We start from the raw sequence: 24,851 nt of genomic DNA, 5'->3' as shown, positions 1-24,851 counted from the left end.
CACCTTTGTGGTGGTTTCTCGACTGCAAAGGAAGCAACCATGAAAGCACTCGTCATCAACGGCCCCAACCTCAACATGCTCGGCATTCGCGAGCCGGGCATCTATGGCAGTGACAACTACGACCGCCTGGTCCAGATCTGCCAGGAGGCAGGTGCCGCGCAGGGCTTCGACGAGGTCGAGGTCTTCCAGTCCAACCACGAGGGCAGCATCGTCGACAAGATCCAGGAGGCCTACGGCAAGGTCGACGGCATCGTCATCAACCCGGCCGCCTACACACATACGAGCGTGGCGATCCTCGATGCCCTCAAGGCCGTCGCCATCCCGGCTGTGGAGGTCCACATCAGCGCGGTCGAGACCCGCGAGGACTTCCGCCAGGTGAGCTACGCCCGCCTGGCCTGCTTCGCCACCATCACCGGCGAGGGCCTGCAGGGCTACGCCCACGCGCTGGAGCTGCTGAAAGAGCATCTGCTACACTAATCTTTGGGGTAAATAAGCCAGTGGCGTTAATCCCGAATCATTTGCAACTGTCCAATTGACATACAAAGGAGTATATCCATGTCACAGTTCGATTACCTTGTCGTCGGTGCCGGCCTTTCGGGCGCCGTCTTTGCCAATGCCGCCAAGCGCGCCGGCAAGTCGGTCCTAGTCATCGATCGCCGCGATCACATCGCCGGCAACATCTATACCGAGGACGTCGAGGGCATCCAGGTCCACCGCTACGGTGCGCATATCTTCCACACCTCCATGAAGGACGTCTGGGACTACGTAAACCGCTTCGCCGAGTTCAACAACTACGTCAACTCGCCGGTCGCCAACTTCCACGGCAACATGTACAACATGCCCTTCAACATGAACACCTTCGCCAAGATGTGGCCGGGCGTCGTCACGCCGGCCGACGCCAAGGCCAAGATCGCCGAGCAGGTGGCCGCCGAGAACATCGGCGAGCCGCAGAACCTCGAGGAGCAGGCGCTGTCACTCGTCGGCCGTGACATCTTCGAGACGCTCGTGAAGGGTTACACCGAGAAGCAGTGGGGCCGCGACTGCAAGGACCTGCCCGCCAGCATCATCAAGCGCCTCCCCTGCCGCTTCACCTACGACAACAACTACTTCAACGACCGCTACCAGGGCATCCCCATGGGCGGCTACACCAAGATGGTCGCCAACATGCTCGAGGGCGTCGAGGTGCGCTGCGGCGTGGAGTACAAGGAGCTGGCCGCCTCCGAGCCCGATATCGCCGCCAAAACGATCTACTGCGGCCCCATCGACGCGTTCTACGACTTTAAACTGGGCACGCTCGAGTACCGCAGCCTGCGCTTTGAGACCGAGACGCTCGACGAGCAGGACCACCAGGGCGTGGCCGTGGTCAACTACACCGAGCGCGAGGTCCCCTACAGCCGCATCATCGAGCACAAGCACTTCGAGTTCGGCACGCAGGAGAAGACCGTCATCACGCGTGAGTACCCGGCGGACTGGAAGCCCGGCGACGAGCCCTACTACCCCATCAACGACGCCAAGAACGAGGCCCTCTACAAGCAGTACGAGGAGCTGGCAGCGCAGGAGGGCGACGTGGTCTTCGCCGGTCGCCTGGGCGGCTACAAGTACTACGACATGGACAAGGCCATCGCCGCCGCCTTCGAGCTCGTCCGCAACGAGCTGGGCGTGGAGCCGACAGAGGCGTAGGGAGCTCAACGACTCGAGACCGACAACCAAATTCGCAAGAAGCAATAAGCCCGGTGCAGCGATGCTACACCGGGCTTATTGTTGAGGGAGCACTGCACGCGCACGCGTCCCAAAAAGCAAAGACCCGGCACAATAACCGGGTCTTCAAAAACTCTCTGGTGCTCCATGGCGGATTCGAACCGTCGACCTTGGGATTAGAAGTCCCCTGCTCTATCCAACTGAGCTAATGGAGCATAAGGCCGCACGTCCAAGCGGGTACAAGTTCACACGGCCAATAAATTATAACCTACTTGAACTGGTCGTGGTACGCCTTGCAGACCTCATCCACGGGACCATCCATGCGTAGGTTGCCTTTCTCGATCCAAACAGCACGCTGGCAAATGCGTTCAACCTGCTCCATGGAGTGAGAAACGAACAAGACCGTGACGTCGCCACTCTCAATAAAGTGCTGAATACGGCGCTCGCATTTCTGCTGGAAAAAGACATCGCCAACAGAAAGCGTCTCATCGACGATTAGGATATCGGGCTCGGTAATCGTAGCGATGGCAAAGGCAATGCGCGCAACCATACCCGAAGAGAAGTTCTTCAAGGGCATGTCAACAAAGTCTTTGAGCTCAGCGAACTCGATGATCTCGTCAAAACTAGCGTCGATAAACTCCTTGGTATAGCCAAGCAGCGCACCGTTCAGATAGATATTCTCACGCGCGGTAAGCTCCGGATCAAAGCCAGCACCAAGCTCAATTAGTGGCGCGATATTGCCGTGAACCTTAACCTCGCCTTCGCTGGGCTCCAAAACGCCAGCGATGATCTTGAGCATCGTAGACTTACCGGAGCCGTTAGTACCAACAAGGCCAACGACCTCGCCGCGATGCACATTAAACGAAATGTGCTTAAGCGCACGGAACTCCTCAAAGAACAGCTCGTGCTTGGCGAGCTTAATAAAGTACTCCTTGAGGTTCGTAAGCGACTCGGACGCCATGTTAAAGATCATGGTGACGTCTTTGACCTCAACAGCAAGGGGCTGCTTGCTGTAATCAATAGCAGATTCAGTCATGAGCAGCACTCCTTAGATGTAGAGGATAAACTTGTGCTCGGTCTTGTGAAAGACGGCGTAACCAATAGCAAGAGCAATAACAGCCCAAACAACACACAGCCCAAAGGTAAGCGCAGAGGGCATGGTGTTAAACAGGAAAATATCGCGCATAAACTGAAGGTAGTTGTACATGGGATTGACAACCACGAGCACCTGAATCCAATGTGCCATCTGGCTAATGAAGTCGGTCGTCCAGAAAATCGGCGTCAGATACATCCAGGCCGTGATAACAACGGTCCACAGGTGCATAACATCGCGGAAAAAAACCGCCAGCGCAGACAGCATCATGCCCAAGCCCATGCAGAAACACATAAGCAGGAGCAAGCAAACCGGCAGAAGAATTAAATGCCAGGTGGGAAGCACGTGGAACCAAAGCATAACCAAGGCGACGGCAACCAAAGAGAAGGCGAAGTTAACGAGCGAGAACAGCACCTTCTGCACCGGAAAGACCCAACGGTGCACCTTGACCTTCTTAAGCAGCGAGGAAGCCCAAATGATGGACATAAGCGCTTGGTTCGTCGACTCGGACATGACAGAGAAAGTCACGTTACCGACGATCAAGTAAAGCGGATACATTTCGGGCGTAATAGAACCATTGCGACCTTGCGCGAAGATTGTCGAGAACACGATCGACATAACAACCATCATCAACAGCGGATTAAGCACGGACCATGCCACACCCAGAACACTGCGACGATATTTGATTTTAAAATCTTTGGTGACAAGCTGCTTAAGAATGAACTTGTCCTTTTCAAAATCATTTTTAGCGTGAGAGGCCGGTTTAGCCACCGCTTTCTGACTCTCTACGTTGTCAGCCACGGACCATCTCCTTGTCTCGTAAAACATAACAGTAGAAAGTATAGCCCTCCCACGATGACGATAACTCACCGCAACAAATCTGGAGAACTAACCCATATCTAAGCAAAGGGGCAAGCGATAGGTATACTTTCGACCAGATGAGTCATTAAAGGAGGTCCTACATGGACTATTCGAATACCGCCGTCATAATTCCCTGTTACAACGAAGCGCTGACGATTGGCAAAGTTGTCGACGATTTTCATCGAGAGCTACCCGGTGCAGTTGTCTATGTTTACGACAACAACTCGTCCGATGACACTTCGCAAATCGCCAAACAGCACGGGGCTACGGTGCGCCATGAGTCCAGGCAGGGCAAAGGTAACGTATGTCGCCAAATGTTCCGCGATATCGACGCCGAATGCTACTTGATGGTCGACGGCGACGATACCTACCCTGCTGAGGCCGCCAAGCCACTCTGTGAGCCCATCCTTAACGGCGAAGCGGATATGACCGTTGGCGATCGCCTGTCAAACGGCACCTATGCCGAAGAGAATAAACGAGCCTTTCACGGGTTTGGCAACAACCTTGTTCGCGCTATGATTAAGTGGATTTACGGCTACAGCTTTGACGACGTGATGACCGGCTACCGAGCCATGAGCAAGCCTTTCGTCAAGACCTTCCCCGTCTTGAGCGAGGGCTTCCAGATCGAAACCGAGCTCTCCATCCACGCTGTCGATCACCGCTGGCGAATTAAAGACGTGCCGGTGGAGTATCGCGATCGGCCCGCAGGCTCCGAGTCCAAGCTCAACACCGTTAGCGACGGCATCAAGGTCATCGCAATGATTGGAACGCTCTTTAAAGACTATCGTCCGCTCAAGTTCTTTACACTTATAGCGCTCATCTTCGCCATCATAGGCCTTGCCCTCGGAATTCCAATTGTTAGGGAGTACTTCCAAACCGGCTTAGTCCCCCGTTTCCCCACGGCCATACTTGCGGCCTCATTCATGTTCCTGTGTGGGTTGAGCCTAGCAACGGGACTAATCCTCGACTCAGTAGCAAAAGTCGAAAGAAAACAATGGGAGCTACAAGCCTATAAAACCTATTCAAAATAAGAAGAGGTCCGGACTTAATCCGGACCTCTTCTTATTTCAGACCTAAATACTGTTCCCAGAACTCTCGCGAAGTCATGTACGGCATGGCATCTTTCCATGCCCCCCTGACGCTCTCGCCCTCTTTACGATATCGCGCCATCAGTTCGTGCTCTCGGCGGCGAATACTCTTGAACCGCGCTCGATCCATCGTGCGGACCGCCCCCTTCTCGCGGGTCGGATCAAGAAATACCAGCGTCTTGCAACGTGTCGAGTTGCCCTCAAGCGTACAGCTGCCGTTCTTGACCACATAGCCGGGCTTTCCGCGCAACAGCGCATCGGGAAGATAGTGTTTGTCGTAAGGAATAGATCTCCAATACTTCATAAATTTCGAAGGATGGAATTCCAGATTAACATTAGCGAGCACTTGCTCCGTAACCCCAGCCTTGCGAAGAAGCTCTGGATCCATTTCGGAAACAGGAATCAGCTTTTCGTTTAACTTACCCTTACCAATCATCGTCGCGGCGCCATCAAGCTTCTGGAGATACTCAGGGCCGCGCAGATAGTCCTCAAAGCCATCAAGGATAAACTCAGCAGCCTGATAATCCATATCGCGCAAGTTCTGACGTACCCCTCGCTGAATACGAAGGACAAACATTTTCTCATCAGCACAATCATCGAGTGAAATCATGGCAAAGAAGTTGCGGAAGTACTGGTAGCAGTCAACCGAAGCGCGGAAACGCCCCTCAAAGCTTGCATGCCACACGCAAATGCAATTCATGGTCATGTAGACAGGCTTATTGCGCATGCCAAACTCAACATCGTCACAGCGGATGAAGAAAGGCATGGGAAGACCGTTCTTTTCGATAGCCTTCACCGGAATGCAGCTATACCACCAAGCTCCATAGGCCTGGTCAACCTCAACACTCGTACGCTCGTTTTCGAGAATGTCAGCCAGCTTGCCAACATTCAGATCTTCTTTTACTCGACGATAGGCACCAGTAGTCGTCACATACGAGACATCCTCAAACTGACGAGTGGGATCCTCCATCGAAAGCATGGCGCCGTTAATAAAGGCATCCTTATATTTGCCCCTAGCAAGAGAGAGCAGGTTGAACGTACGAATCAAACTCTCGGGCATGATAGAGACATCGTCATCCATCAAGATGATATGGGTGAACCGATCAGGAGTTTCAGTAGCCGCCATCATTCCACGCGCGAATCCCCCCGAACCGCCCGTATTGGGATTCGGGAGCACGGTGACTAGCCCATCGGAAAGTGATGCAGAATCGAGCGTCTGCCCATTGTCGACGACAAACATGTGGAAGTGGTCGCGAATCGGACCGTCCTCTTTGGAGATGCCTGCTTTAACGAGTTCAATATTCGGAAGAATGTACTGCTCATTTTTAAATGTAGTAGTAGAAAGAGCAAGATTGATCTGGTTAATTGAGTCCTCAGGAACATCGGTCAGATAAGAGGCGTTCAAGAGGTCAACAGAACAGCCCCTATCACACTCAATCCTAAAACCGATCAAGTCGTAGCCGGTTGTATCGATATCAATATCGAGAACGCAAGGATCAACTTCATCACCATAAAAAGGATTCGATTTAAGCTCGACAGGATTCAGCTCGCCAGATCTCACTCCATGAACGACAACCCGGCCCCTGCCAAATAAAGCCATATGCAAGACGACGCCGTCAACAGACGCATACTGACGCCATTTGCCAGCAGATAAGCCATTTACATACGTCAGATAGTCAACATGTCCATTGACATGAAGTGAATGAATGTCGTCATCATACGAAGCATCACCAGAGAGCACGCGATAGTAGAGTTCAGGAAAATCCTTTGCATGCTTTTCAACTTTAAGTACAACATTCGCAAGTTTAAACTGCATTTTAAATACCTTAATCAAAGCCGTTGTAACTATTAATTACATTCGTCGACAAACCTTGCCATCGCGGAGCGAACATCGGGATCAGACAAAACATCCTTTGCAAAATGATCATGCCCACAGATGTCCATTGGCATGTAAGGCCATCCAGGGAAACAATCATCCGCAACTCCCTCAGCGTTCGAAGGAATTGAAAAGGAGAAATCCTCAAAAGCATGCTTACCGACGGGCAAGATATCGTTATGGTCCCAGATGATTTTCCGCTTTGGTGCATTAAACATATTGTCTATTGCATATGCAAAATCGCCACAAGGATCACTAGTCAACAAGCAGAGTTCATGAGCCTTATCATTAAATTGATCAAATACTTCCTGAACTCGATCGACATCCGCCTTAGTTATGGCAGCTCTCTGCGTCTTTAGGTCCACATCTCCGCATTGAACACAATAACCGCTCTCGGGATGGAACATCCAAGGATTGTCTCTCCAAAAACTGAAATCAAGTTCATGCTGGTCAAAGAAATCCATAAGCTCAATTCTGAGTTGCCTAAGTCGATCGTTCGCGCGCTTGGAATTCTCGGCCGCACGGTCGTAAATCGAAATGTCCACAAAACAAGGTATAAGCGAATTAGTTGAACAAAAGCGAACTTGACGGCACTTTACAAACCAGTCATATACAAGAGTGATTTGATATTCAGGGTCGTCTTTTAAAGCGGCAGTGAGCTTATCCACATCGGACCTAAGCATGCAGATATCAATATCGTCGTCCCAAGGAATAAAACCCGATCGAGACAAGGTGCCAACAAGAGAACCATAAGAAAGCCAGTATTGAATATTATTGGCAGCACAAATCGCGTCTAGCTTACTCATCAACGCCGCGTTTGCCTGCTGCATCAATCGAATATCACCCTCGGCGTCGGGCAATGCATCAAAGATTTTGCAACGGAGCTCAAAAGGGGTGAGATCGGGGTACGCACGTCGCGCTAACAATTCAAAGCGAAGCCTCATTTGTTCTGACAGACTTTGTTGGCGTTGCTTGAGCAATTCAATTTCTGGAAATAGCCGAGTATCGAATTTGTAATTGATATTCATATTGATACCGTTATCGGCCTGCTCAATACGGGCGAAAACCTCGTCAAAACGACGGTCCATATCCTCATGCATAGCATGCAACGATCGGGATGAGCCAGGGAGGATCTTTTTAATAGTAGAAAGCAAGGACATGGCTTAACCTTCGCAACAACAAACAATGAACGAAGCACAATTACTCATATGATACAAAAGAATGAGTGGGTCCCACCTTGAAACCCACTCACATGAAGACTACTCCGACGCCTCTTTCAAATACTGTTTCCAGAAATCGATCGAAGTAAAGACATCTCTATACGAAGCGTATTCGGTATAAATCTTATCTTTGTTTCGCTTGAATTCCTTCTCGGCTTTACGAAAACGACTCCAAACCTCTTTGAATCGCTTCTTATCCATATGTCTAATGGCACCCTTTTTATTAGGCATATCTACCACAATAAGCGTGTCAACATCCCTGATTTTACCTGCGGGATAAACCCATCCCGCAGCATCAATAACAGCAACCCTACCGTTACGTTTAGCGGAGTCGTTAACAAAACGGTGGCCATTAATGGTCAGATAATCCTTAAATGCCTGCAGCCTAGACCTGTCGCCCCCAAGGCTCAAATTGCCAAAAGTCAGTTGCGTCAAGTCGACACCCAATTCTTGTGCCTGAGGGATGAGCTGCTCGATGGGAATCAATTGTTCCCTTTCACGATTTGCCGCCATAAAACGGGATTCAGCGACAGGATGAGAAATCCACTCCGGACCTCTCAAAAAATCTTCAAGACCTTTTACGGCAAGAGCAGCTTCATCGTAATTAAATTTCTTCAAGTCGAGCTCAACTTCACGACGAATCTCATAAAGAAAATCAGAGAGAGGCGCAGCGCCAGTTGTCGCCTGACTGATTAGCGTATTTCGGCTTACCTGATAACGCTCCACGGCAGCACTATACTTAAACTTAAAGGAATTATGCCAAACGCAAATACCATTCATGGACATGAACTTGGGTTTGCAACGAAGCGCATACTCAGCATCATCAGAACGAACAAATAAGGGCAAGGGCAACCCCTCACGTTCAATCGTTGCGGTAGGTATAACGCAATACCACCAGCCAGCATACTGTTGGGCAGTGTCCTCATAAAGGCCAGTTGGGGCCTTATATATCTCGGTCTCAACGACATCATGAAGTGAGGTCATATAGCCTGCAGGCTTAAGGGGAGAAAAAGTTCCCTTAGCAGTAAAGAACCCTAAATCCTCGGTACGCAAATTGGGCTCTTCCAAGCTCATCATGGCACCCGATAAAAAGGCCTCAGCATATTCTTCTTTGAGAAGAGAGAGCAGGTTGAAAGTGCGGATAAAACTCTCGGGAAGAACCTCGACATCATCGTCCATCAGGAGAACATGAGTCGCTTTAGGATTCTGCTCAAGTGACTCAATCATCCCCCGAGCAAAACCACCAGACCCGCCGACATTAGGATTTGGATGAACAGTAACACGCGATGAATCCAGGTTTGCACTATTCAGCGAACGGCCATTATCAATAATGTGTACGTGGAAATGATCAGCAATCTCTTCATCAGAATCAATAATGTTCTTTTGTAAAAGAGATACGTTACGGACAATATAGTCTTCTTTTTTAAACGTAGTAGTTGCAAGCGCTAGCTCAACTGGATGAATATCCAGTTCTTCACAATCGCAATAATAATACGCATTCCGAATATTAACAGGGCCTTCAGTACTGATATTAAAAGCGTGCAGAATCTCTCCCTCACAAAGGGAGAGTTCGATTTCAGCCGTACTCCATTCATCGGATCGTTGCAAACTAACCGCAGAGCCATCAATTGTAGAAGGAATCCAAGAATAATTATTTGCATACGTCTGCTGAAGCGTTAAGGCGGAGCCGCAATACTCGATATGAAGATAAAACGCCTTTGCAGTAGTGTATTTTCGCCACTTATAAATGGATAGCGCATTAAAATATGTTGTGAAATCAACATTGGTCGATTTCATGATTTCAATAGCGCCATTCGAAGTTGGAATAACAAGACCCTCCGTTGCCCTATAGCAAAGCAATGGATACTGCAACATCGCATCAGATCCGTTAAAAATCAAATTTGCAAGTTTAAAATGCATTGAAAACCATCCAAAAAATTCCTGGTGCAACTTGGCAAAATGGCATAAATGCCCATGGCATTGTTTGCATTCTCACTGATTTTAAGAATGCAAACAATGTACTAAAGGCATCTAATCAAAATGAAGTTTTAGCTCTTCCTCCCAGTCGGGCATGTGGAACCCGACCGACTCGAGCCTGGAAAGGTCGAGCGCGGAGTGGACCGGGCGCGGGGCGATGGGGCCGACGGCGCCGGCGTAGTAGTCGGCAGTGCTGACCGGCACGACCTTCTCCCCGTTGCCGTTGGCTGCCTCGAAGACGGCGCGGGCGATGTCCGCCCAGGACTTGACCGCACCGGAGCCGGTGCAGTTATAGGTGCCGTAGGGGGCGTGCGTCCCCAGCACGTGGAAGATGGCGGCGGCCATGTCGCGCGTGAAGGTCAGGCGGCCCAGCTGGTCGTCGACGACCGTGACCTGCGTGAGTTTGTCGTCGGGGTCGGCGACGCGGTCGGACAGCCCCTTCATGGTCTTGACGAAGTTGTGGCCCTCGCCGATGACCCAGCTGGAGCGCATGATGTAGTGGCGCGGGCACCCGGCCACGGCGATGTCGCCGGCGGCCTTGGTCTGGCCGTAGACGGAAAGCGGGCTGAGGGGCTCGACCTCGGTATGGACCTCGGCCGTGCCGTCGAAGACGTAGTCGGAGGACACGTGGACGAGGGTGATCCCGTGATCAGAGCATGTGCGGGCGAGCAGGGCCGGGCCGGTCGCGTTGGCCTTCCAGGCGGTCGCGCGGCCCTCGGGGGTCTCCGCCCTATCCACGGCCGTGTAGGCGCCGCAGTTGATCACGGTGCCGTAGAGCGACCAGTCGTACTTGGAGTAGGCGTCCGGGTCGGACATGTCGAAGGTGTCGATGTCGCAGAAGTCGAAGTCCTTGGCGACGCCGCGCTCCTCGGCGAGTCTGCGGACCGCATGCCCCAGCTGGCCGTTGCAGCCGGTGACGAGCGTCCTCTTGGGCGCCATGGGGACGACGTCCCTGAGCATCGGGTGGTTGAGGTCGGCCTCGGAGACGGTGGCCTGGTCGAGCGGGATGGGCCACTGGATGGCGAGCTCGGGGTCGGCGAGGTTCACGAAGGTGTAGGTCCTCTTGAGCTCCAGCGACCAGTGGGCGTCCACCAGGTAGGTGTAGGCGGTGCCGTCCTCCAGGGCCTGGAAGGAGTTGCCCACGCCGCGCGGGACGTAGATGGCCTTGGAGGGGTCCAGCACGGTCGTGTAGACCTTGCCGTAGGTGGCGCTGCCCTCGCGCAGGTCGACCCAGGCGCCGAAGACCGAGCCGCGGGCCACGGAGATGAACTTGTCCCAGGGCTCGGCGTGGATGCCGCGGGTGACGCCCCTCTTCTCGTTGTAGGAGACGTTGTTCTGGACGACCTTTAGGTCCGGGATGCCCAGGGCGCACATCTTGGCGCGCTGCCAGTTCTCTTTGAACCAGCCGCGCGAGTCGCCGTGGACGGCGAGGTCGACGACCTTGAGGCCCCCGATGCCGGTCTCGGCGACGGTCAGGTCCTTCTCGAATGCGATGTCTGCCATCTGTCTCTCCCCTCCTACTGGCCCTGTGCGCGGTAGCGCGCCTCGGTGGCCTCCTTGGCCGGGCGCCACCAGGACTCGTTCTCGACGTACCAGTCGATCGTCTGCTTCAGGCCCTCGGCGAAGTCGGTGTGCGCCGGCCTCCAGCCCAGCTCGCGCTGGAGCTTGGTGGAGTCGATGGCGTAGCGGCGGTCGTGGCCGGGGCGGTCGGCGACCCAGTCGAAGTCCTCCGGGTCGCGGCCCATGGCCGTAAGGATCATGCGCAGGACCGTGATGTTGTCCCTCTCGCCGTCGGCGCCGATGAGGTAGGTCTCCCCCGTGCGGCCCTTGGTGAGGATGTCCCAGACGGCCGAGGAGTGGTCCTCGGTGTGGATCCAGTCGCGGACGTTCTCGCCCCTCCCGTAGAGCTTGGGGCGGACGCCGTCGACGATGTTGGTGATCTGCCTGGGGATGAACTTCTCCACGTGCTGGTAGGGGCCGTAGTTGTTGGAGCAGTTGGAGATCGTGGCGCGCAGGCCGTAGGTGCGGGTCCAGGCGCGGACCAGCATGTCGGAGGACGCCTTGGTCGAGCTATAGGGAGAGGACGGCTTGTAGGGCGTCTCCTCGGTGAACTTGGCCGGGTCGTCGAGCGCCAGGTCGCCGTAGACCTCGTCGGTGGAGACGTGGTGGTAGCGGATGCCGTACTTCCTCACGGCCTCCAGCAGTCGGAAGGTGCCCTCGACGTTGGTGCGCAGGAACGGCTCCGGGTCCGCGATGGAGTTGTCGTTGTGGCTCTCGGCGGCGTAGTGCACGATCGCGTCGTGGCCCGGGACGATGCGGTCCAGCAGCTCGGCATCGCAGATGTCGCCGACGACGAGCTCCACGCGGTCCGACGGCAGCCCCGCGATGTTCTCGGGGTTGCCGGCGTAGGTCAGCTTGTCCAGGACGGTCACGTGCACGTCGGGGTGGTTGTCCACGACGTAGTGCACGAAGTTGCTGCCGATGAAGCCGCAGCCGCCCGTGACGATGATGTTCTTGGGGGAGAAGGTCTCCTCTGCCATGTTCGTATCTCCTTGTTCCTAGTACTCGCGCGGGCTGTTGACGATCTCGCCGGCGGCGACCTTCTTCAGGTGCTGGCCGTAGACCGACTTGCCGTAGGCCTCGGCGGCCTGCTTGAGCCCCTCGGTGGTGATCCAGCCGTTCTCCCAGGCGATCTCCTCGGGGACGGACACGGGCAGGTCCTGGGAGTGCTCCACGGCGCGGACGAACTCGGCGGCCTCGTGCAGGCTCTCCATGGTGCCGGTGTCCAGCCAGGCGTAGCCGCGGCCGAGGGTCACGACGGACAGCGTCCCCTCCTCCAGGTACATCCGGTTGAGGTCGGTGATCTCCAGCTCGCCGCGCGCGGACGGCTCCACCCTATGCGCCTTGGCGGCCACGTCGCCCGGGTAGAAGTACAGGCCGGTGACGGCGTAGGAGCTCTTGGGCTCGGCGGGCTTCTCCTCGATGGAGACGGCCCTCCCCTCGCGGTCGAACTCCACGACGCCGAAGCGCTCGGGGTCGTCCACGTGGTAGCCGAAGACCGTGGCGCGGCCCGACTCTGCGTTCTGGACGGCGCGCGTCAGGTGGCGGGACAGGCCGTTGCCGTAGAAGATGTTGTCGCCGAGCACCAGCGCGCACGGCTCTCCGGCGATGAACTCCTCGCCGATGGTGAAGGCCTGCGCCAGGCCGTCGGGGCTCGGCTGCTCGGCGTAGGAGAGGTTCACGCCGTAGCGCGAGCCGTCCCCGAGCAGGCGCTCGAAGTTGGGGAGGTCCGTCGGCGTGGAGATGACCAGGATGTCGCGGATGCCCGCCAGCATGAGTGTGCTGAGCGGGTAGTAGATCATGGGCTTGTCGTAGACCGGCAGCAGCTGCTTGGAGGTCACGAGCGTGAGCGGGTACAGGCGCGTGCCGGACCCGCCGGCGAGGATGATGCCTTTCATTCAATCACTTCCAAAGTCAGTGAACGGAAAAATAAATCCGTTTAGCAATGTTCCTGATTGAGAGCGACAATTTACGAGCGGTTAAATCAACCGACGATATATTGATACCATCGAGTGAACAGATTGCTCGCACAAAATCAAACTCATCGCGTTTCAATTGCTCTTTTTTATCCTTAAAAAGTGAGTTCGTAGTAGATTCGTTGCACACTCTAAAATAGGAATAAATTGAGTCTAGATAGCAGACATCACTATTAAGTGATAGACGAATCCAATACTCCCAATCAGGGGAGTAACACAAAGAATCATTAAAGGGTCCAACCTTTTGCCAGCAATCTCTACGAAACATGACATTAGAAGGCTCTCCATAGATATTATGAGTTCGAAATGTCTTGCGGGCAAAATCAGAGCCTTTTAAAACCATATCCCGCTTAAAAGGTCTCCTCTTCATTGTAATGGCACCATTCGAGTCAATAACACATGAAGCGCTGAAGCAGAGGGAGCACTTTGGATTAGCATCCAGTGCTGCAACCTCAGACTCAAGAGCCCCGGGTAACAAAATATCATCCTGAAAGAGGAAATGAATATACTCGCCAGAAGATTTCTCAATGGCATTATTCCAGTTTCCAACAAGACCGAGATTACTGGCGTTTCTAAATACCTTAATTCGAGAATCCGTTAGCTTGGAAACAATCTCAAATGTTCCATCAGTTGACTGATCATCGAAAATTAATAATTCGAAATCGCGGAAAGACTGGCTTAACACCGAATCAATTGCCTTCAAAATGTACTTAGCACCATTAAAACAAGGCATCAACACACTAACTTTAGGCATCCTTGTCCTCCTTATCGGACAAAAATTCCTCAATAAAATAGCGAGGACGATGCTTCGTCTCCATATAAGTCTTTCCAACGTACTCGCCGATGACACCCAAAGCCAAAAGTTGAAGTCCGCCAAGACACCAAATTGACATAATAATGCTTGTCCAGCCAACTTGTACATCGCCAATAAAATGACCAATTAAAAGATATACAAGTGCAAATAAACTAAAAATAGAAATGATTAAACCGGTGAGAGTAATTATCCTAATCGGTTTAGTACTAAAAGACGTTATACCTTCAAAAGCAAATGACAGCATTTTACCGAGCGTGTATTTAGATTCGCCGGCAAACCGTTTCCCTCGCGAATAATACACGCAGCAAGATTTGAAACCAACTAAAGGAACCAAACCACGAAGAAATAGATTAACCTCACGGAATTGAGACAATGCAAGAACAGCACGCTTGGACATCAATCTATAGTCAGCATGGTTATAAACAGCATCGACACCCAACGAAGACTGTAAGCGATAAAAAGACTGTGCGGTAAAACGTTTTAGAAAGGAATCGCTAGAACGATCATTTCGTACACCATATACAACTTCATAGCCTTCGCGAGCTCTTGAAACCATTTCATCAAGCGCATTGATATCATCTTGTAAATCAGCGTCCATCGATGCTATTAAATCAGCAAACTCCGCTGCCTTGTGTAACCCAGAAAGTAAAGCCTTCTGATGGCCACAATTCCTAGAGAGCTTAAGTCCACAGAATAAGGAATTAGACTGATGAAGACTTTCGATGATCTCCCAAGTCTTATCGGATGACCCATCGTCAACTAACAAAACCTTACTGTTCGCATTAATCTGAGACAATTTTACTAAAGTGGAAAACTTCTCAAAAAGCCTTTTAGAGGTTTCCCGCAAAACGCTCTCCTCGTTATAACAAGGAACCACGAGATAGAGAATCGGCAATATGTCCATCTTTGTCATGCAAGCACCTATCACTTAAATGCCCAATACTTACTTAAAATATAATTAAGAGGATAAGTTACAAACAAGTTAAGCAGTGGACCAAGAATAGAAGAAATTCCAAGCACACTAACCCAAAAGTACAAAAGGATGTTGTTGATAATCAATCCAGTAAAAGCACTCGAAGCAAGTAGCTTGGAAAAACTTGAAATAAGTGAACTCAAATCCGATCTCTCATTATCAAAAACATATTTATTGTTCCAATAGAAGGAATTGATGACACCAGCAAAATATGAAACTATATTGGCGACAATATAGTTCACTCCAATAAAAAGGAGTGCCGCGTAAACTAAGTAAGAAACGATTGTATTTGAAAGTCCAACAATCGAAAACTTCAGAAATTGAATCACCGAATCTCGTTTCATTAAAGACCCTTTTCCTACTGTTATCTATAAAGGACATAAACAAAACAAGAGGTTCCATCATCGATTTGAGTATATCCGGGCAGTTTTTTAAAACCACTATATCCTAGTTCATCTTTCAGTTGAGAAAGAACCTCTTCTTCGCAGTCGTGATTATTCATGTAAACAACCAGATCATCAGAATCAATATAATTTCTATCGCAAAAACTGCTAATAGCTTTCTGATCAGGAATCAGCGCATGAATGCGAGACAATTTGGCAACTTCTAGTAGCTTCGCAGTGAGCTGATAGTAATCATAAGAGACAAAGAGCCCCGTTGAACCCGCGTACTTCTCTACTGCGGCTTCATTGTCAGCAGATTTCGGATATAAATACAAAGCATTGGAAGAAAAGAAAACAGAATCTGCAGCAATAATTGCGCAAACAAATACAACAGAAACTAAAATAGTGCCCCGAAAATTGAAATCAGTATTATTTCTATAGCGAATTTGCAAATATCTAAATAGATACAAGAACATTCCAAATCCAAATAACAGTAATCCTGGATATGCCAAGCATATGTATCTTGACGAAGTAAAAGGAGATACATAGCAAGCTGTGACGTAAAAAACAAGGGATGAATTAAATAATAAAACTATATAAATCGACTCAGGATGCTCACGATTAATTTTTTTATTCCATAGCAAGTAGAAACAAAGGGCAATTGACAAACAGAAGCAGGCAATCAAAAGAAGCCTTGATCCGAAGAACAAATCAACGGACGACGACCCTAGAAATTGCCAAATTCGTCTAAGTAATACCATTACCCCTGATTGCGATGAGGCCGATTCGACATAGTGATTCCCAAACATGTTGCTTAATGCTGGAGGAAATATGATAAATGACAGACAAACCGATAAGACAATCGTGACTCCATATTTAAAGGAGAACCTCCACCCTTTTCTTGCCCAAAAATAAATAGTAAAAAAACAGGAAACAAAAAAGAGATAAATATAGAAATAGAAATGAGTTAAAAACCCCAATAAAGAAATAACAAATAGGCGGAAATAAACCGATCGATTGGCGAAGGAAGCATTAAACATATCGAATAACGCATCAAGAAATGCTAGGGCAAGTGTCACCAATAACAGATACATTCGAATGTAGGTCACTAGATTTAACGCTATGGGACAGAAAGCCCAAAGAGCCATTAAAATTAGGGCGACTGGCTTACTCTGAAACACTTTGTAAGAAAGCTTAAATAAAAATACTAAGCTGAGTGAATAGAAACATAGATTAGGAACCAAGCCAAACCATTTGCTAAATTCATTCGGAAACAGTGAGCAAACGGTATGAATAATGAAAAAATAGAGAGGAGGATGTGCGTCATTACTCAGATTATATAAAACCGAATCAAACCGAAACACATGCCCTGTATCAACTGTCAAATAAGACTGAATGAACGTAGGATCCATCCAGTTGGCATCCATATTGTTTTCCCAAAAAATATGTGGAAAATAAAAACTATTCGAGAGACCGAAAGTCCACAGCTCGTCAACATGAAACCCTGTTTTCAAATTGCAATAATAAATTGCGACTAATAACGCAGCCACAAACATTACAGCAAATAAAACGCCATAAAACTTGCATCGTTTTGCACATGAATTCATAAACGAGTCCCTATAATTAATTAATAGCTAAACTAAAGGAGTTTACGAAAAATCATAAACTCCTTCAAGATTAAACTAATACAGTTGGACTAAACCACTGAATTACTGCAATAGCGGATAGATGATAGACTTGCATCACTTACTATTTATCAACCAACTTAACCTCAATCGCTTCCATATGTAGGGCCTCTCCAGTTGTACCTGCGCACTCGCCCGATTTAACCCAATCGAGCCAACCCTTACCCTGCACATGCGCCCTATAGACAACGTCATAATGCTTGGCGAGATCACCCGTAAGCTTAATTTCTACAGCTTCAATAGAAAGAGACTTACCCGTGGTGCCGGCCAGCTTGCCGTTCTTGACCCACTTTTGCCAGCCGATATTCTGAACATGAGCTCGATATTCGATGTTACCGGAATACCCGAGTTCGGGCTTGCTAATAGCCAACGCCTCAACAGCAAGATTTCGACCAGTTGTGCCCGCCGTCATGCCCTCATAAACAGGTTCCTGCCAACCAAGGTTTGAAACATGAGCCTTTATTGAAAAAGTTTTCTGAATAGAGGGCTGACTCGTATCCCCTGGTGCAGGCGAACCCTTTTCAACCAAAACGACCTGGTATGCCTCGAGCCTCAAGCCAAACCCAGTCGTTCCGGCAACTTGATCATTGCAGGCCCAGCCAAGCCAGCCCTTGTCCTGAACATGAGCGCGATAGTAAACGTCATAACGATTGGCCATCTCACCAGTAAGTCGAATTTGGATAGCCTGGACAGACTTGCTCTGACCAGTAGTACCGGAGACTTCTCCCTCTTTCACATAGTCTTGCCAACCGTAATCGGAAACATGCGTCCTGTACTCCAAGCTGCCATCGTAGGGAGCATTCTGCAGATTGAGAGTTATAGCCTCGACAGCTTTGGACTGACCAACGGTGCCAGAAACATTTCCGCCCTTGGAAGCCGACTGCCAACCGTCATTCGAAACATGCGAAGTTGCCAAAACATCAAGCGAGCCTCGTGACACCTTGACGACGTCGTAGCCCGACTCGTCCTTCTTGAAATAAGTCAGAGCGCCGCTATTGTGCGAATAAATAGCAAAGTCGTAATTTGCCGAAGCAAGGATGGAATCCGAAAATTCTACGAGATAGCAAGAGTCACCCTGCTTGCAAAGGGATCTGATTGCAGCATCCGTGTCTTCGGTAACCGGAGAAGCAAACCAATCCATAATCGAATAATCGATAACGGCACCCGGCTTCAAGGCCTCGGCCTTCGTTGAATTCCAAAGTCCACCAGCAGCATCGGCGCTGGCCGAGTTATACGTACTAGACCCATATCCAGACAGACCGATCTCCGGATTAAAGAAGAGAATCAGCTCTGCAGCAACGGAAGAATCGACATCGGTAATGCTCAGACGGTCAAGCTGTTCCTGCTTTTGGGGATACATGCCCGTCGGCGTGTTTGGATGCCCCTTGTAATAATACAAATAGTCATCGCCATAGATAACCTCGGTCAAGTTGGCATAGTCGTCAAAATTCTGCTCGTAAGTAACATACGTTCCAAGCAGCATCATTACCTTTTTGCCCTGCTGAGTAGCCGCATCAAAATAACCATCGTTAAAGTTGTACAGAGCCTTAAACGCTTGGACCGTGTACTCTCCCCTATTCTGCAGGCTCGTAAGCATGCTCGAAACGTTCATCTTCTTAACGTTAGGATCGGATGCGATCTTATTCGCAAAGGCATTATCGTCACCGCTCGTAAACAGATTCGTTCGAGTCATCCACCACTGAGTGCCGGGCTCAATACTCAGCACGGCATACATAGAATCCCAGTGATCGTGATAATCGCTATACGACATTGAGACTTCACCGGTTTCGTATTCCTTATTCTTGGCAGCGTTCCATAAAGCAATCAGCTCCGCTTGCTTAGAATCTGGATCCTTAACATCGAAAGCCTCGTTGGTAAAAACATACGTGGCAGATCCATCCGACAACAGCCGAATGGAGTATTGGCCAGTGGGAATCTTATTGGCGTAAATCATCCTATGAATCAACGAACAGGTGATGTCATTGATATACAGATTGAACTTTGCCTTGGGGTTGATTTTATAGAGAGCAGCGACATAATCCGCGAACGCCTGATAGCTCGAACTAGAAGCATTTTCCTCATGAGTCAGATACGGAAGACCATACATCCCGGATGGAAGCGAGTTCCAGTTATAGGCACCTGGACGATCGAGCATTACGATCGACGGAATGGTCGTTCCAGCAGAAGAGGTGCTGATATCCCAGAAAGATAGCGAATAGAGAACAACGGGGAAAGAAGCACTCAAAGGGGCAAGGTTGTACTCGCTCGCAGAAATGCCAATTGACTGATGGTCCTCATGAACGATGTTTCCGTTCTTCAAATACTGCAACGTAACGTCAAACGGACCATAATCGCTAAAGTCAATTTCACTGGAGCTAGAGCCCAGGTCTCCGAATGCAATCGTGCTGGAAACAGATCGGGTAACCTTCCCTCCATACGACATGAAGCCAGACACCTTTACCGAATCGGCAATACCGAGTCGTTTTATATCCTCGACCTGCGGAATATTCAGGGTTACTTTAGTCGTCTCCCCAACCTGAGAAAGAGAGCAATTAAAGACATACGGGACATAGGCTCCAGCAGTATCGCCGGGCGCCGCTTCGCCCTTCTTTACAATGACGATCTGTATTGCTTCAACGGCATAAGACCAACCGGTGGTTCCCGCAGTCGACCCATTTGAGGCCCATCCAAGCCAACCGAAATTAGAAGCATGAACGCGATAATACAGGTCATAAGAAGTTGCTCTTTCACCCGTCAGCTTGAGCTCGACGGCTTCAATCTGAAGGCCCTTTCCCGTTGTGCCGGAGACGGCTCCATTAGAAACCCAATCCTGCCAGCCTTCATTTTGAACATGAGAGCGGTATTCGATACCAAGGTCTTCTGAATTAGGGAGAGTAACCCTGAGCGCCTCAAGCCTACGAGACTGGCCCGTTGTACCAGAGGTCGAACCATTCGATGTAAACGTCGACTCCCAGCCAATGCCTGAAATGTGAGATTTATAGCTGACGTCCGGGGCCGCCTCTTTGGGCTCCACGGCAACATCAATCGAAGGCGCCGTTTCATCGGCTGCAGCAGCAGTTTGATCCGAGGAGTCGGATTGTGTCTCTGGAACGGATTCATATTCGTTGGCACCAATATTTTGATCCGCCCAACAAGCCAAAGGGCTCAAAAGCAGCATCGACATGAAGCAGGAAATCAGAACAACAAATGCTCTAAATTGCCTTTTCAAGAGAATCGCCTCCTAGATAGACAGCCGTCAATAACCATACTATCGGGAGTTAGCTTCATTAAGGCCACCAATTAGGTGAACGAAGAAATAGAAGCCCTATCCAAAGGCAAGGGCCCTTTCCGTTGCCAAGTCAACGGCAACAGGAAAGGGCCCCCTAACAAACTCTCGGCGTTTACAGGAATAACTAGTAGATTACCACCTTGGTAGCAAGAGGCACGTTATCCCAAATCCATTTAGCGCGATCGATGGGCAAACGCACGCAGCCTTGTGAAATATGCATTCCCATCCGGCTGTCCATGGGATTAAAAGTTCCCTGGTAATACGGTATTGAATGGAACAGGTAGTCCCCGTAAAACTGCGTATAGTAGTAGCAAGTATACCCATGTCCAAACGAGTAGCCCTTGCCGGTGACGGTATACTCACCCGTAGGCGTTGGAGTACTAGGGGCGCCGGCAGAGCAAGTCCAGTATTGAGCATAACTCCACGACCCGCGCTGTCCACGAAAAACTCCAAGGCGGCATGCTTGCCTGTCAACCATAATGAGCCAGTTTGTATTGCTCGAATATCTATTAGCCCGATTAAGCATGGCCATCATGTCGGCAGGCAGCAAAGGCTGATCGGTATACGGACGCCCAGTTGAACCGGGAGCTCCAGCACCCTTAGGCACAATCGTCACTTGAACCGACTCGATCCTATATCCAATCTTGGATGTGCCCGCAGGTTGCCCATTAGAAGTCCAATCGAGCCATCCAAAGTCTTGGCAATATGCCCGATACCAGACATCAAAGTAGTTCGATAAGCCACCGGTCAGCCTAATCTTAATAGCCTCGATACGCTTTGCGCGGCTTACCGTTCCAGCGATATCCCCGTTGGAAGTCCAGCTTTGCCAACCGACATCCTGCACATGGGCGGAGTACTCTATACCGCCCGATACGCTACTGGAGGCATTTAGCTTCAGAGCCTCAATCGCAAGTGCCCTACCGGTCGTGCCCGCAACATCGCCGTTGCCAACCGGATTCATCCAACCAAGCGTGGCGACATGCGCCTGGAGCGTTAGGGCTGGTGCCGTGATAAACGCGGGCGCAGACGACGCGCCTGGATCCCCGCCTTTCGCAACAAGTTCAATTTGGACAGCTTCTATCTGGATATTAAGCCCGGTAGTTCCAGCGGAATCGCCGTTTTTTGCCCAACCCAACCAACCATAGCCCGCCGAATGAACTCGATAGTAAATGTCATACTGATTCGCGAGGGAACCATTTAAGCGCAGCTCAAGAGCCTGAATGGCCAATCCTTGTCCAACGGTCCCAATATAACCGGAAGATCGCCATTCCTGCCAACCAATATTGGCAACATGTGCTCTTGCCTCAATTTGAGAATCGTCATCCACACCGGACAACGACACATTCAAAGCTTGAAGAGAAAGCGATTGTCCCGTTGTGCCGGTTACCTGCCCATCAAATACAGAAGGAGACCACCCACGGTTAGCCGAATGAGCCTGATATACAACGTGAGCGCAATCGGCGGAAGTATCGGAAACAAATGCTCCGTCCGTTATTCCGGGAGCGCCGCCGCCTTTACTGACAATCCTTACTTCGACAGTCTTAAGGAATGAACCCGATATCGTTGCCCCTGCATCCGCGCCATTGCATGCCCAACCAAGCCATCCTTTTTTGGAGTCAAAGCAGCGATACCAAATGTCATAGGCATTAGACAAATCTCCAGTAAGAGCCAATCTCACCGCCTTTAGAACACGCCCATCGTTTTTAGAGTTAAGCGCAGCACCGTCAGAAACAGCACCGCTCCATCCGCCAAATTCAAAAAAGCCGGAATAGTCAATTGAGCCTAAAATCTCTTGATTATCAAACGAAATGGAGAGCGAGGTTAAAGGTTCAGAGCCGTTCTCGGAGCCCAATAGGATTGATTTGCCTTGTACGGAGCCCAGGCTTTTACCGTTAAGACCAAGCGAGCTCCCGCTTAGAACACCCGTAGCTCCAATGAAATGGTTCAACGTATCGCCGGGAGCAGAGCAGCCCTTTTCGACCAACATAACCTGAATACCCTGAATGGCGGCACCCTTCCCCACCGAGCCCGCAGGAGACCCGTTGGACGTCCAGCCCAACCATCCGCCCAATTTGGAAGCATACACACGGTACCAAATGTCGTAAGTTGCAGATATCTCGTCATTGAGCTTAAACTGAACGGACTCAACTGACCGAGACTGCCCGGTCGTGCCAACAGTACCTGAAGACCAGCTTTGCCAACCAATGCCAGAGACGTGCGCGCGAGAGGAAATAGAGCCTCCGTGGCCATACCAATTAACACTAAGCGACAGTGCCTCGATTGCATTTCTTGAGTCAATGACCCCCGATGTCTTTCCGTCCGCGACAACACCCATCCATCCAACATTGGAGATATGAGATCGATAGGAAACAGTAGGCGGTTCCTGGGAATGGTCCCTAAAGGCATCGCCTCGCGCTGGCGCATCTTGAGCATTTTTTGGAAGCACCTTTATCTGAATAGCTTCGATCTGATAAGCATAGCCCTGTGTTCCAGCAGGCTCACCATTTGAGGCCCAGCCAAGCCAACCAACATTTGCAGAATGAACGCGATACCAAATGTCATACGAGTCAGAAAGACCGCCCGACAAAGATAGCTTGATCGCTTCGATGGCTCGCGACTTTCCAACTGTTCCAGATGTCTGCCCGTTACCCACCGGCTGAGGCTCCCAGCCGATCCCGGAAATGTGTGATTGGACCGAAATGCTGTCATTCCCCAAAGGGGTGCCATCTTGTGAAAGCAGATTGATCTTGAGGGCTTCAACGCGCTTAGCACGACCTGTTGTGCCAGCCGTCATTCCATTTGAAACGGGAGCCTGCCAGCCAATATCCTGTACATGAGTCTGGTATGAAACAGAACCAAAGACAGCGGATACATCATTTTCGGGTTTCGGCGAATCAGTCGCATTGGAAGCAGACTCGCTAGAAACGGATGAGGGAGAATCATTGTCTGACACAGTCGGCTGCTCGACTTCAACCCCCTGCTGTTCATCATTTAGGACGAAACTCTCGTCTTCCGAGCTGCTGGCGGCGCTATTGGAATAATCAGTAGACTCCGGCTGCACCGGTAAAGAATCAGCCCAGACAGAAAGGGGCGTCAGAAGACAATGAAGAATCAGTAATGGCGTCATTGCCGTTGCTAGCAGTCGTTGCGTCTTTTTCATTCGACTTCCCCATCAATCGACCATCTTTAGCATCATTATTTATCGTTTCGGCAATTGCTTAAATACCGAAAACGTGAATGGCACTTAAATAGAAACGAACGGACCGTTGCAAAACGACCCGTTCGTTTTTAACCAGAGTAACTGCTAGAACCTGTGCGAAGGCATGACTTTCGATCAGCTATGCAAGCGGCACGTTGTCATACCAACCCCACTTTGGCTTATATGAGGTGGAATAATAATCCAACCAGTACGCCATATCGAGCGTCCTGATCTGACCGACATTATCCATAACCTGGTTATTGCCAATATAGAGACAAACGTGACCGTAAATGCTGCCCATGCGGGTATGCGTATGCGAAGGAACGGCAATGACCATTCCAACTTTCAGCTGAGAATAATCGGTGAATTTACAATAATCCCAGTAGTAATCGCAGGCATCTGTATGGACGTTCCTAAATCCGGCACGCTCATAAATGTCTGCAATCCACTCAGAGCACAAACCAGGGCCAGGAGACGGCACCTGTCGGGCAAGATCTACAATTTTCTTCTGCATGGGATTTGCAAACGCGGTTGGTTCCCCAAGCAAACACGGCGAAACGGTGCTCCCGGGGGCATTGGCGCCCTTCCTCGTAAGTCGAACTTGGATAGCTTGGACATGGGCCCCATAGCCAGTACTACCGGCAACGGAGCCATTTTTAGTCCAACCAAGCCAGCCGACGTTATCGACATGGACCCTGTACCAAACATCAAAATAGGTTGCCAAGTCACCAGAAAGAGAAATTTTAATAGCCTCAACCGAATTGGATTCAGCGGTAGACGAAAGCTGCACTCCGTTTGACTTACCAGACGTCCAGCCCACATTCGAAAGATGCAGTTGATAATAAATCCCGCCGGCAACAGATGAAGTAGTTTTAGCTGAAAACCCGGTGATGGGAATTCCCTGACCGGTTGTACCGGACACCTCTCCAGCGGGGACAGAATTCTGCCAAGCACCTTTCACCTGAGAGGAATACGTCACCGTAGGTAATTCAAGATGGGAATACCCCGATGTATCAGGATGGGAGGCGCCCTTCTTAATGAGCTTAATCTGAATAGCTTCGAGGGAACACGACATACCGGTGGTGCCGGCCTCCTCGCCGTCCTTGGCCCAGGCCATCCAGCCGATGTTGGAGGCGTGGACGCGGTAGTAGACGTCGTA

General features: G+C 50.4%; 17 protein-coding genes, 1 tRNA gene and 1 pseudogene. 3 read left to right on the top strand and 16 right to left on the bottom strand.

Annotation, left to right across the window (positions count from 1 at the left end; genetic code table 11):
• Nucleotides 1-39: 39 nt before the first annotated feature.
• Both aroQ and glf read left to right on the top strand, forming a co-directional pair.
• Nucleotides 40-477 (top strand): type II 3-dehydroquinate dehydratase, encoded by a 438-nt coding sequence (aroQ, locus tag GPK42_RS02760; RefSeq protein WP_118079766.1) that lies wholly within the window; start codon nt 40-42, stop codon nt 475-477.
• Between the two features lie 78 nt (nt 478-555).
• Entirely contained in the window at nt 556-1,680 is a 1,125-nt protein-coding gene (gene glf / locus GPK42_RS02755; RefSeq protein ID WP_215693373.1) for a UDP-galactopyranose mutase, read from the top strand.
• Nucleotides 1,681-1,836: 156 nt separating this feature from the next.
• Here glf and GPK42_RS02750 read toward each other — a convergent pair.
• The 3 genes from GPK42_RS02750 to GPK42_RS02740 all read right to left on the bottom strand — a co-directional run bounded on the left by GPK42_RS02750 (nt 1,837) and on the right by GPK42_RS02740 (nt 3,592).
• Nucleotides 1,837-1,913 (bottom strand) — tRNA-Arg (locus GPK42_RS02750).
• A gap of 53 nt (nt 1,914-1,966) precedes the next feature.
• A complete protein-coding gene (locus GPK42_RS02745) occupies nt 1,967-2,734 on the bottom strand; it encodes an ABC transporter ATP-binding protein (protein ID WP_215693371.1) in 768 nt (255 codons plus the stop codon).
• 12 nt (nt 2,735-2,746) lie between these two features.
• Nucleotides 2,747-3,592, bottom strand: coding sequence for an ABC transporter permease (locus GPK42_RS02740; protein WP_338404315.1), 846 nt, complete (start codon nt 3,590-3,592; stop codon nt 2,747-2,749).
• 161 nt (nt 3,593-3,753) lie between these two features.
• Between GPK42_RS02740 and GPK42_RS02735 the strand changes: the two genes are divergently transcribed.
• Entirely contained in the window at nt 3,754-4,683 is a 930-nt protein-coding gene (locus tag GPK42_RS02735) for a glycosyltransferase family 2 protein (protein WP_215693369.1), read from the top strand.
• A 31-nt stretch (nt 4,684-4,714) separates the two neighbouring features.
• On the opposite strand, the gene GPK42_RS02730 is transcribed toward GPK42_RS02735, so the two are convergent.
• From GPK42_RS02730 to GPK42_RS02670, 13 genes and pseudogenes are all read right to left on the bottom strand, one after another.
• A complete protein-coding gene (locus tag GPK42_RS02730) occupies nt 4,715-6,556 on the bottom strand; it encodes a glycosyltransferase (protein WP_215693367.1) in 1,842 nt (613 codons plus the stop codon).
• A gap of 32 nt (nt 6,557-6,588) precedes the next feature.
• Entirely contained in the window at nt 6,589-7,776 is a 1,188-nt protein-coding gene (locus tag GPK42_RS02725; protein ID WP_215693365.1) for a LicD family protein, read from the bottom strand.
• A 99-nt stretch (nt 7,777-7,875) separates the two neighbouring features.
• Entirely contained in the window at nt 7,876-9,756 is a 1,881-nt protein-coding gene (locus GPK42_RS02720; protein WP_196025452.1) for a glycosyltransferase, read from the bottom strand.
• A 111-nt stretch (nt 9,757-9,867) separates the two neighbouring features.
• Nucleotides 9,868-11,316, bottom strand: coding sequence for a sugar nucleotide-binding protein (locus tag GPK42_RS02715; protein ID WP_215693363.1), 1,449 nt, complete (start codon nt 11,314-11,316; stop codon nt 9,868-9,870).
• Between the two features lie 14 nt (nt 11,317-11,330).
• Nucleotides 11,331-12,353 carry a dTDP-glucose 4,6-dehydratase gene (gene rfbB / locus GPK42_RS02710; RefSeq protein ID WP_215693361.1) on the bottom strand — a complete coding sequence of 341 codons (1,023 nt, stop codon included), beginning with the start codon at nt 12,351-12,353 and terminating at the stop codon, nt 11,331-11,333.
• 18 nt (nt 12,354-12,371) lie between these two features.
• On the bottom strand, nt 12,372-13,271 hold the full coding sequence (gene rfbA, locus GPK42_RS02705) for a glucose-1-phosphate thymidylyltransferase RfbA (RefSeq protein WP_215693359.1): 900 nt from the start codon (nt 13,269-13,271) through the stop codon (nt 12,372-12,374).
• A 16-nt stretch (nt 13,272-13,287) separates the two neighbouring features.
• Nucleotides 13,288-14,103, bottom strand: coding sequence for a glycosyltransferase (locus GPK42_RS02700; protein ID WP_195534814.1), 816 nt, complete (start codon nt 14,101-14,103; stop codon nt 13,288-13,290).
• On the bottom strand, nt 14,096-15,076 hold the full coding sequence (locus GPK42_RS02695; protein ID WP_117776177.1) for a glycosyltransferase family 2 protein: 981 nt from the start codon (nt 15,074-15,076) through the stop codon (nt 14,096-14,098). Before GPK42_RS02695 ends, GPK42_RS02700 begins: the two co-directional genes overlap by 8 nt.
• An 11-nt stretch (nt 15,077-15,087) precedes the next feature.
• Nucleotides 15,088-15,480, bottom strand: coding sequence for a GtrA family protein (locus GPK42_RS10205; RefSeq protein WP_118406019.1), 393 nt, complete (start codon nt 15,478-15,480; stop codon nt 15,088-15,090).
• 20 nt (nt 15,481-15,500) lie between these two features.
• Nucleotides 15,501-17,126, bottom strand: a complete 1,626-nt coding sequence (locus tag GPK42_RS02685; protein ID WP_215693357.1) for a glycosyltransferase family 39 protein — start codon at nt 17,124-17,126, stop codon at nt 15,501-15,503.
• A gap of 142 nt (nt 17,127-17,268) precedes the next feature.
• Nucleotides 17,269-20,433 (bottom strand): hypothetical protein, encoded by a 3,165-nt coding sequence (locus GPK42_RS02680; RefSeq protein ID WP_196025446.1) that lies wholly within the window; start codon nt 20,431-20,433, stop codon nt 17,269-17,271.
• Between the two features lie 184 nt (nt 20,434-20,617).
• Nucleotides 20,618-23,653: a L,D-transpeptidase family protein gene (locus GPK42_RS02675; RefSeq protein ID WP_215693355.1), complete on the bottom strand. Its 3,036-nt coding sequence runs from the start codon at nt 23,651-23,653 to the stop codon at nt 20,618-20,620.
• 178 nt (nt 23,654-23,831) lie between these two features.
• Nucleotides 23,832-24,851, bottom strand: a pseudogene (locus GPK42_RS02670) (hypothetical protein); the annotation flags it as partial.

Source organism: Collinsella aerofaciens (genome assembly GCF_018785265.1).
In the GTDB taxonomy this organism is placed as follows: Bacteria; Actinomycetota; Coriobacteriia; order Coriobacteriales; family Coriobacteriaceae; genus Collinsella; species Collinsella aerofaciens_AI.
This window is presented reverse-complemented; position numbering and strand designations above follow the sequence as displayed.

Coding starts and splice junctions, on each gene's coding strand:
- GPK42_RS02715 (WP_215693363.1), bottom strand. CDS start 11,316: ATGGCAGACATCGCATTCGAGAAGGACCTGACCGTCGCCGAGACCGGC.
- GPK42_RS02685 (WP_215693357.1), bottom strand. CDS start 17,126: ATGAATTCATGTGCAAAACGATGCAAGTTTTATGGCGTTTTATTTGCT.
- rfbA (WP_215693359.1), bottom strand. CDS start 13,271: ATGAAAGGCATCATCCTCGCCGGCGGGTCCGGCACGCGCCTGTACCCG.
- rfbB (WP_215693361.1), bottom strand. CDS start 12,353: ATGGCAGAGGAGACCTTCTCCCCCAAGAACATCATCGTCACGGGCGGC.
- GPK42_RS10205 (WP_118406019.1), bottom strand. CDS start 15,480: ATGAAACGAGATTCGGTGATTCAATTTCTGAAGTTTTCGATTGTTGGA.
- GPK42_RS02700 (WP_195534814.1), bottom strand. CDS start 14,103: ATGCCTAAAGTTAGTGTGTTGATGCCTTGTTTTAATGGTGCTAAGTAC.
- GPK42_RS02720 (WP_196025452.1), bottom strand. CDS start 9,756: ATGCATTTTAAACTTGCAAATTTGATTTTTAACGGATCTGATGCGATG.
- GPK42_RS02675 (WP_215693355.1), bottom strand. CDS start 23,653: ATGAAAAAGACGCAACGACTGCTAGCAACGGCAATGACGCCATTACTG.
- GPK42_RS02695 (WP_117776177.1), bottom strand. CDS start 15,076: ATGACAAAGATGGACATATTGCCGATTCTCTATCTCGTGGTTCCTTGT.
- GPK42_RS02735 (WP_215693369.1), top strand. CDS start 3,754: ATGGACTATTCGAATACCGCCGTCATAATTCCCTGTTACAACGAAGCG.
- GPK42_RS02730 (WP_215693367.1), bottom strand. CDS start 6,556: ATGCAGTTTAAACTTGCGAATGTTGTACTTAAAGTTGAAAAGCATGCA.
- glf (WP_215693373.1), top strand. CDS start 556: ATGTCACAGTTCGATTACCTTGTCGTCGGTGCCGGCCTTTCGGGCGCC.
- GPK42_RS02725 (WP_215693365.1), bottom strand. CDS start 7,776: ATGTCCTTGCTTTCTACTATTAAAAAGATCCTCCCTGGCTCATCCCGA.
- aroQ (WP_118079766.1), top strand. CDS start 40: ATGAAAGCACTCGTCATCAACGGCCCCAACCTCAACATGCTCGGCATT.
- GPK42_RS02745 (WP_215693371.1), bottom strand. CDS start 2,734: ATGACTGAATCTGCTATTGATTACAGCAAGCAGCCCCTTGCTGTTGAG.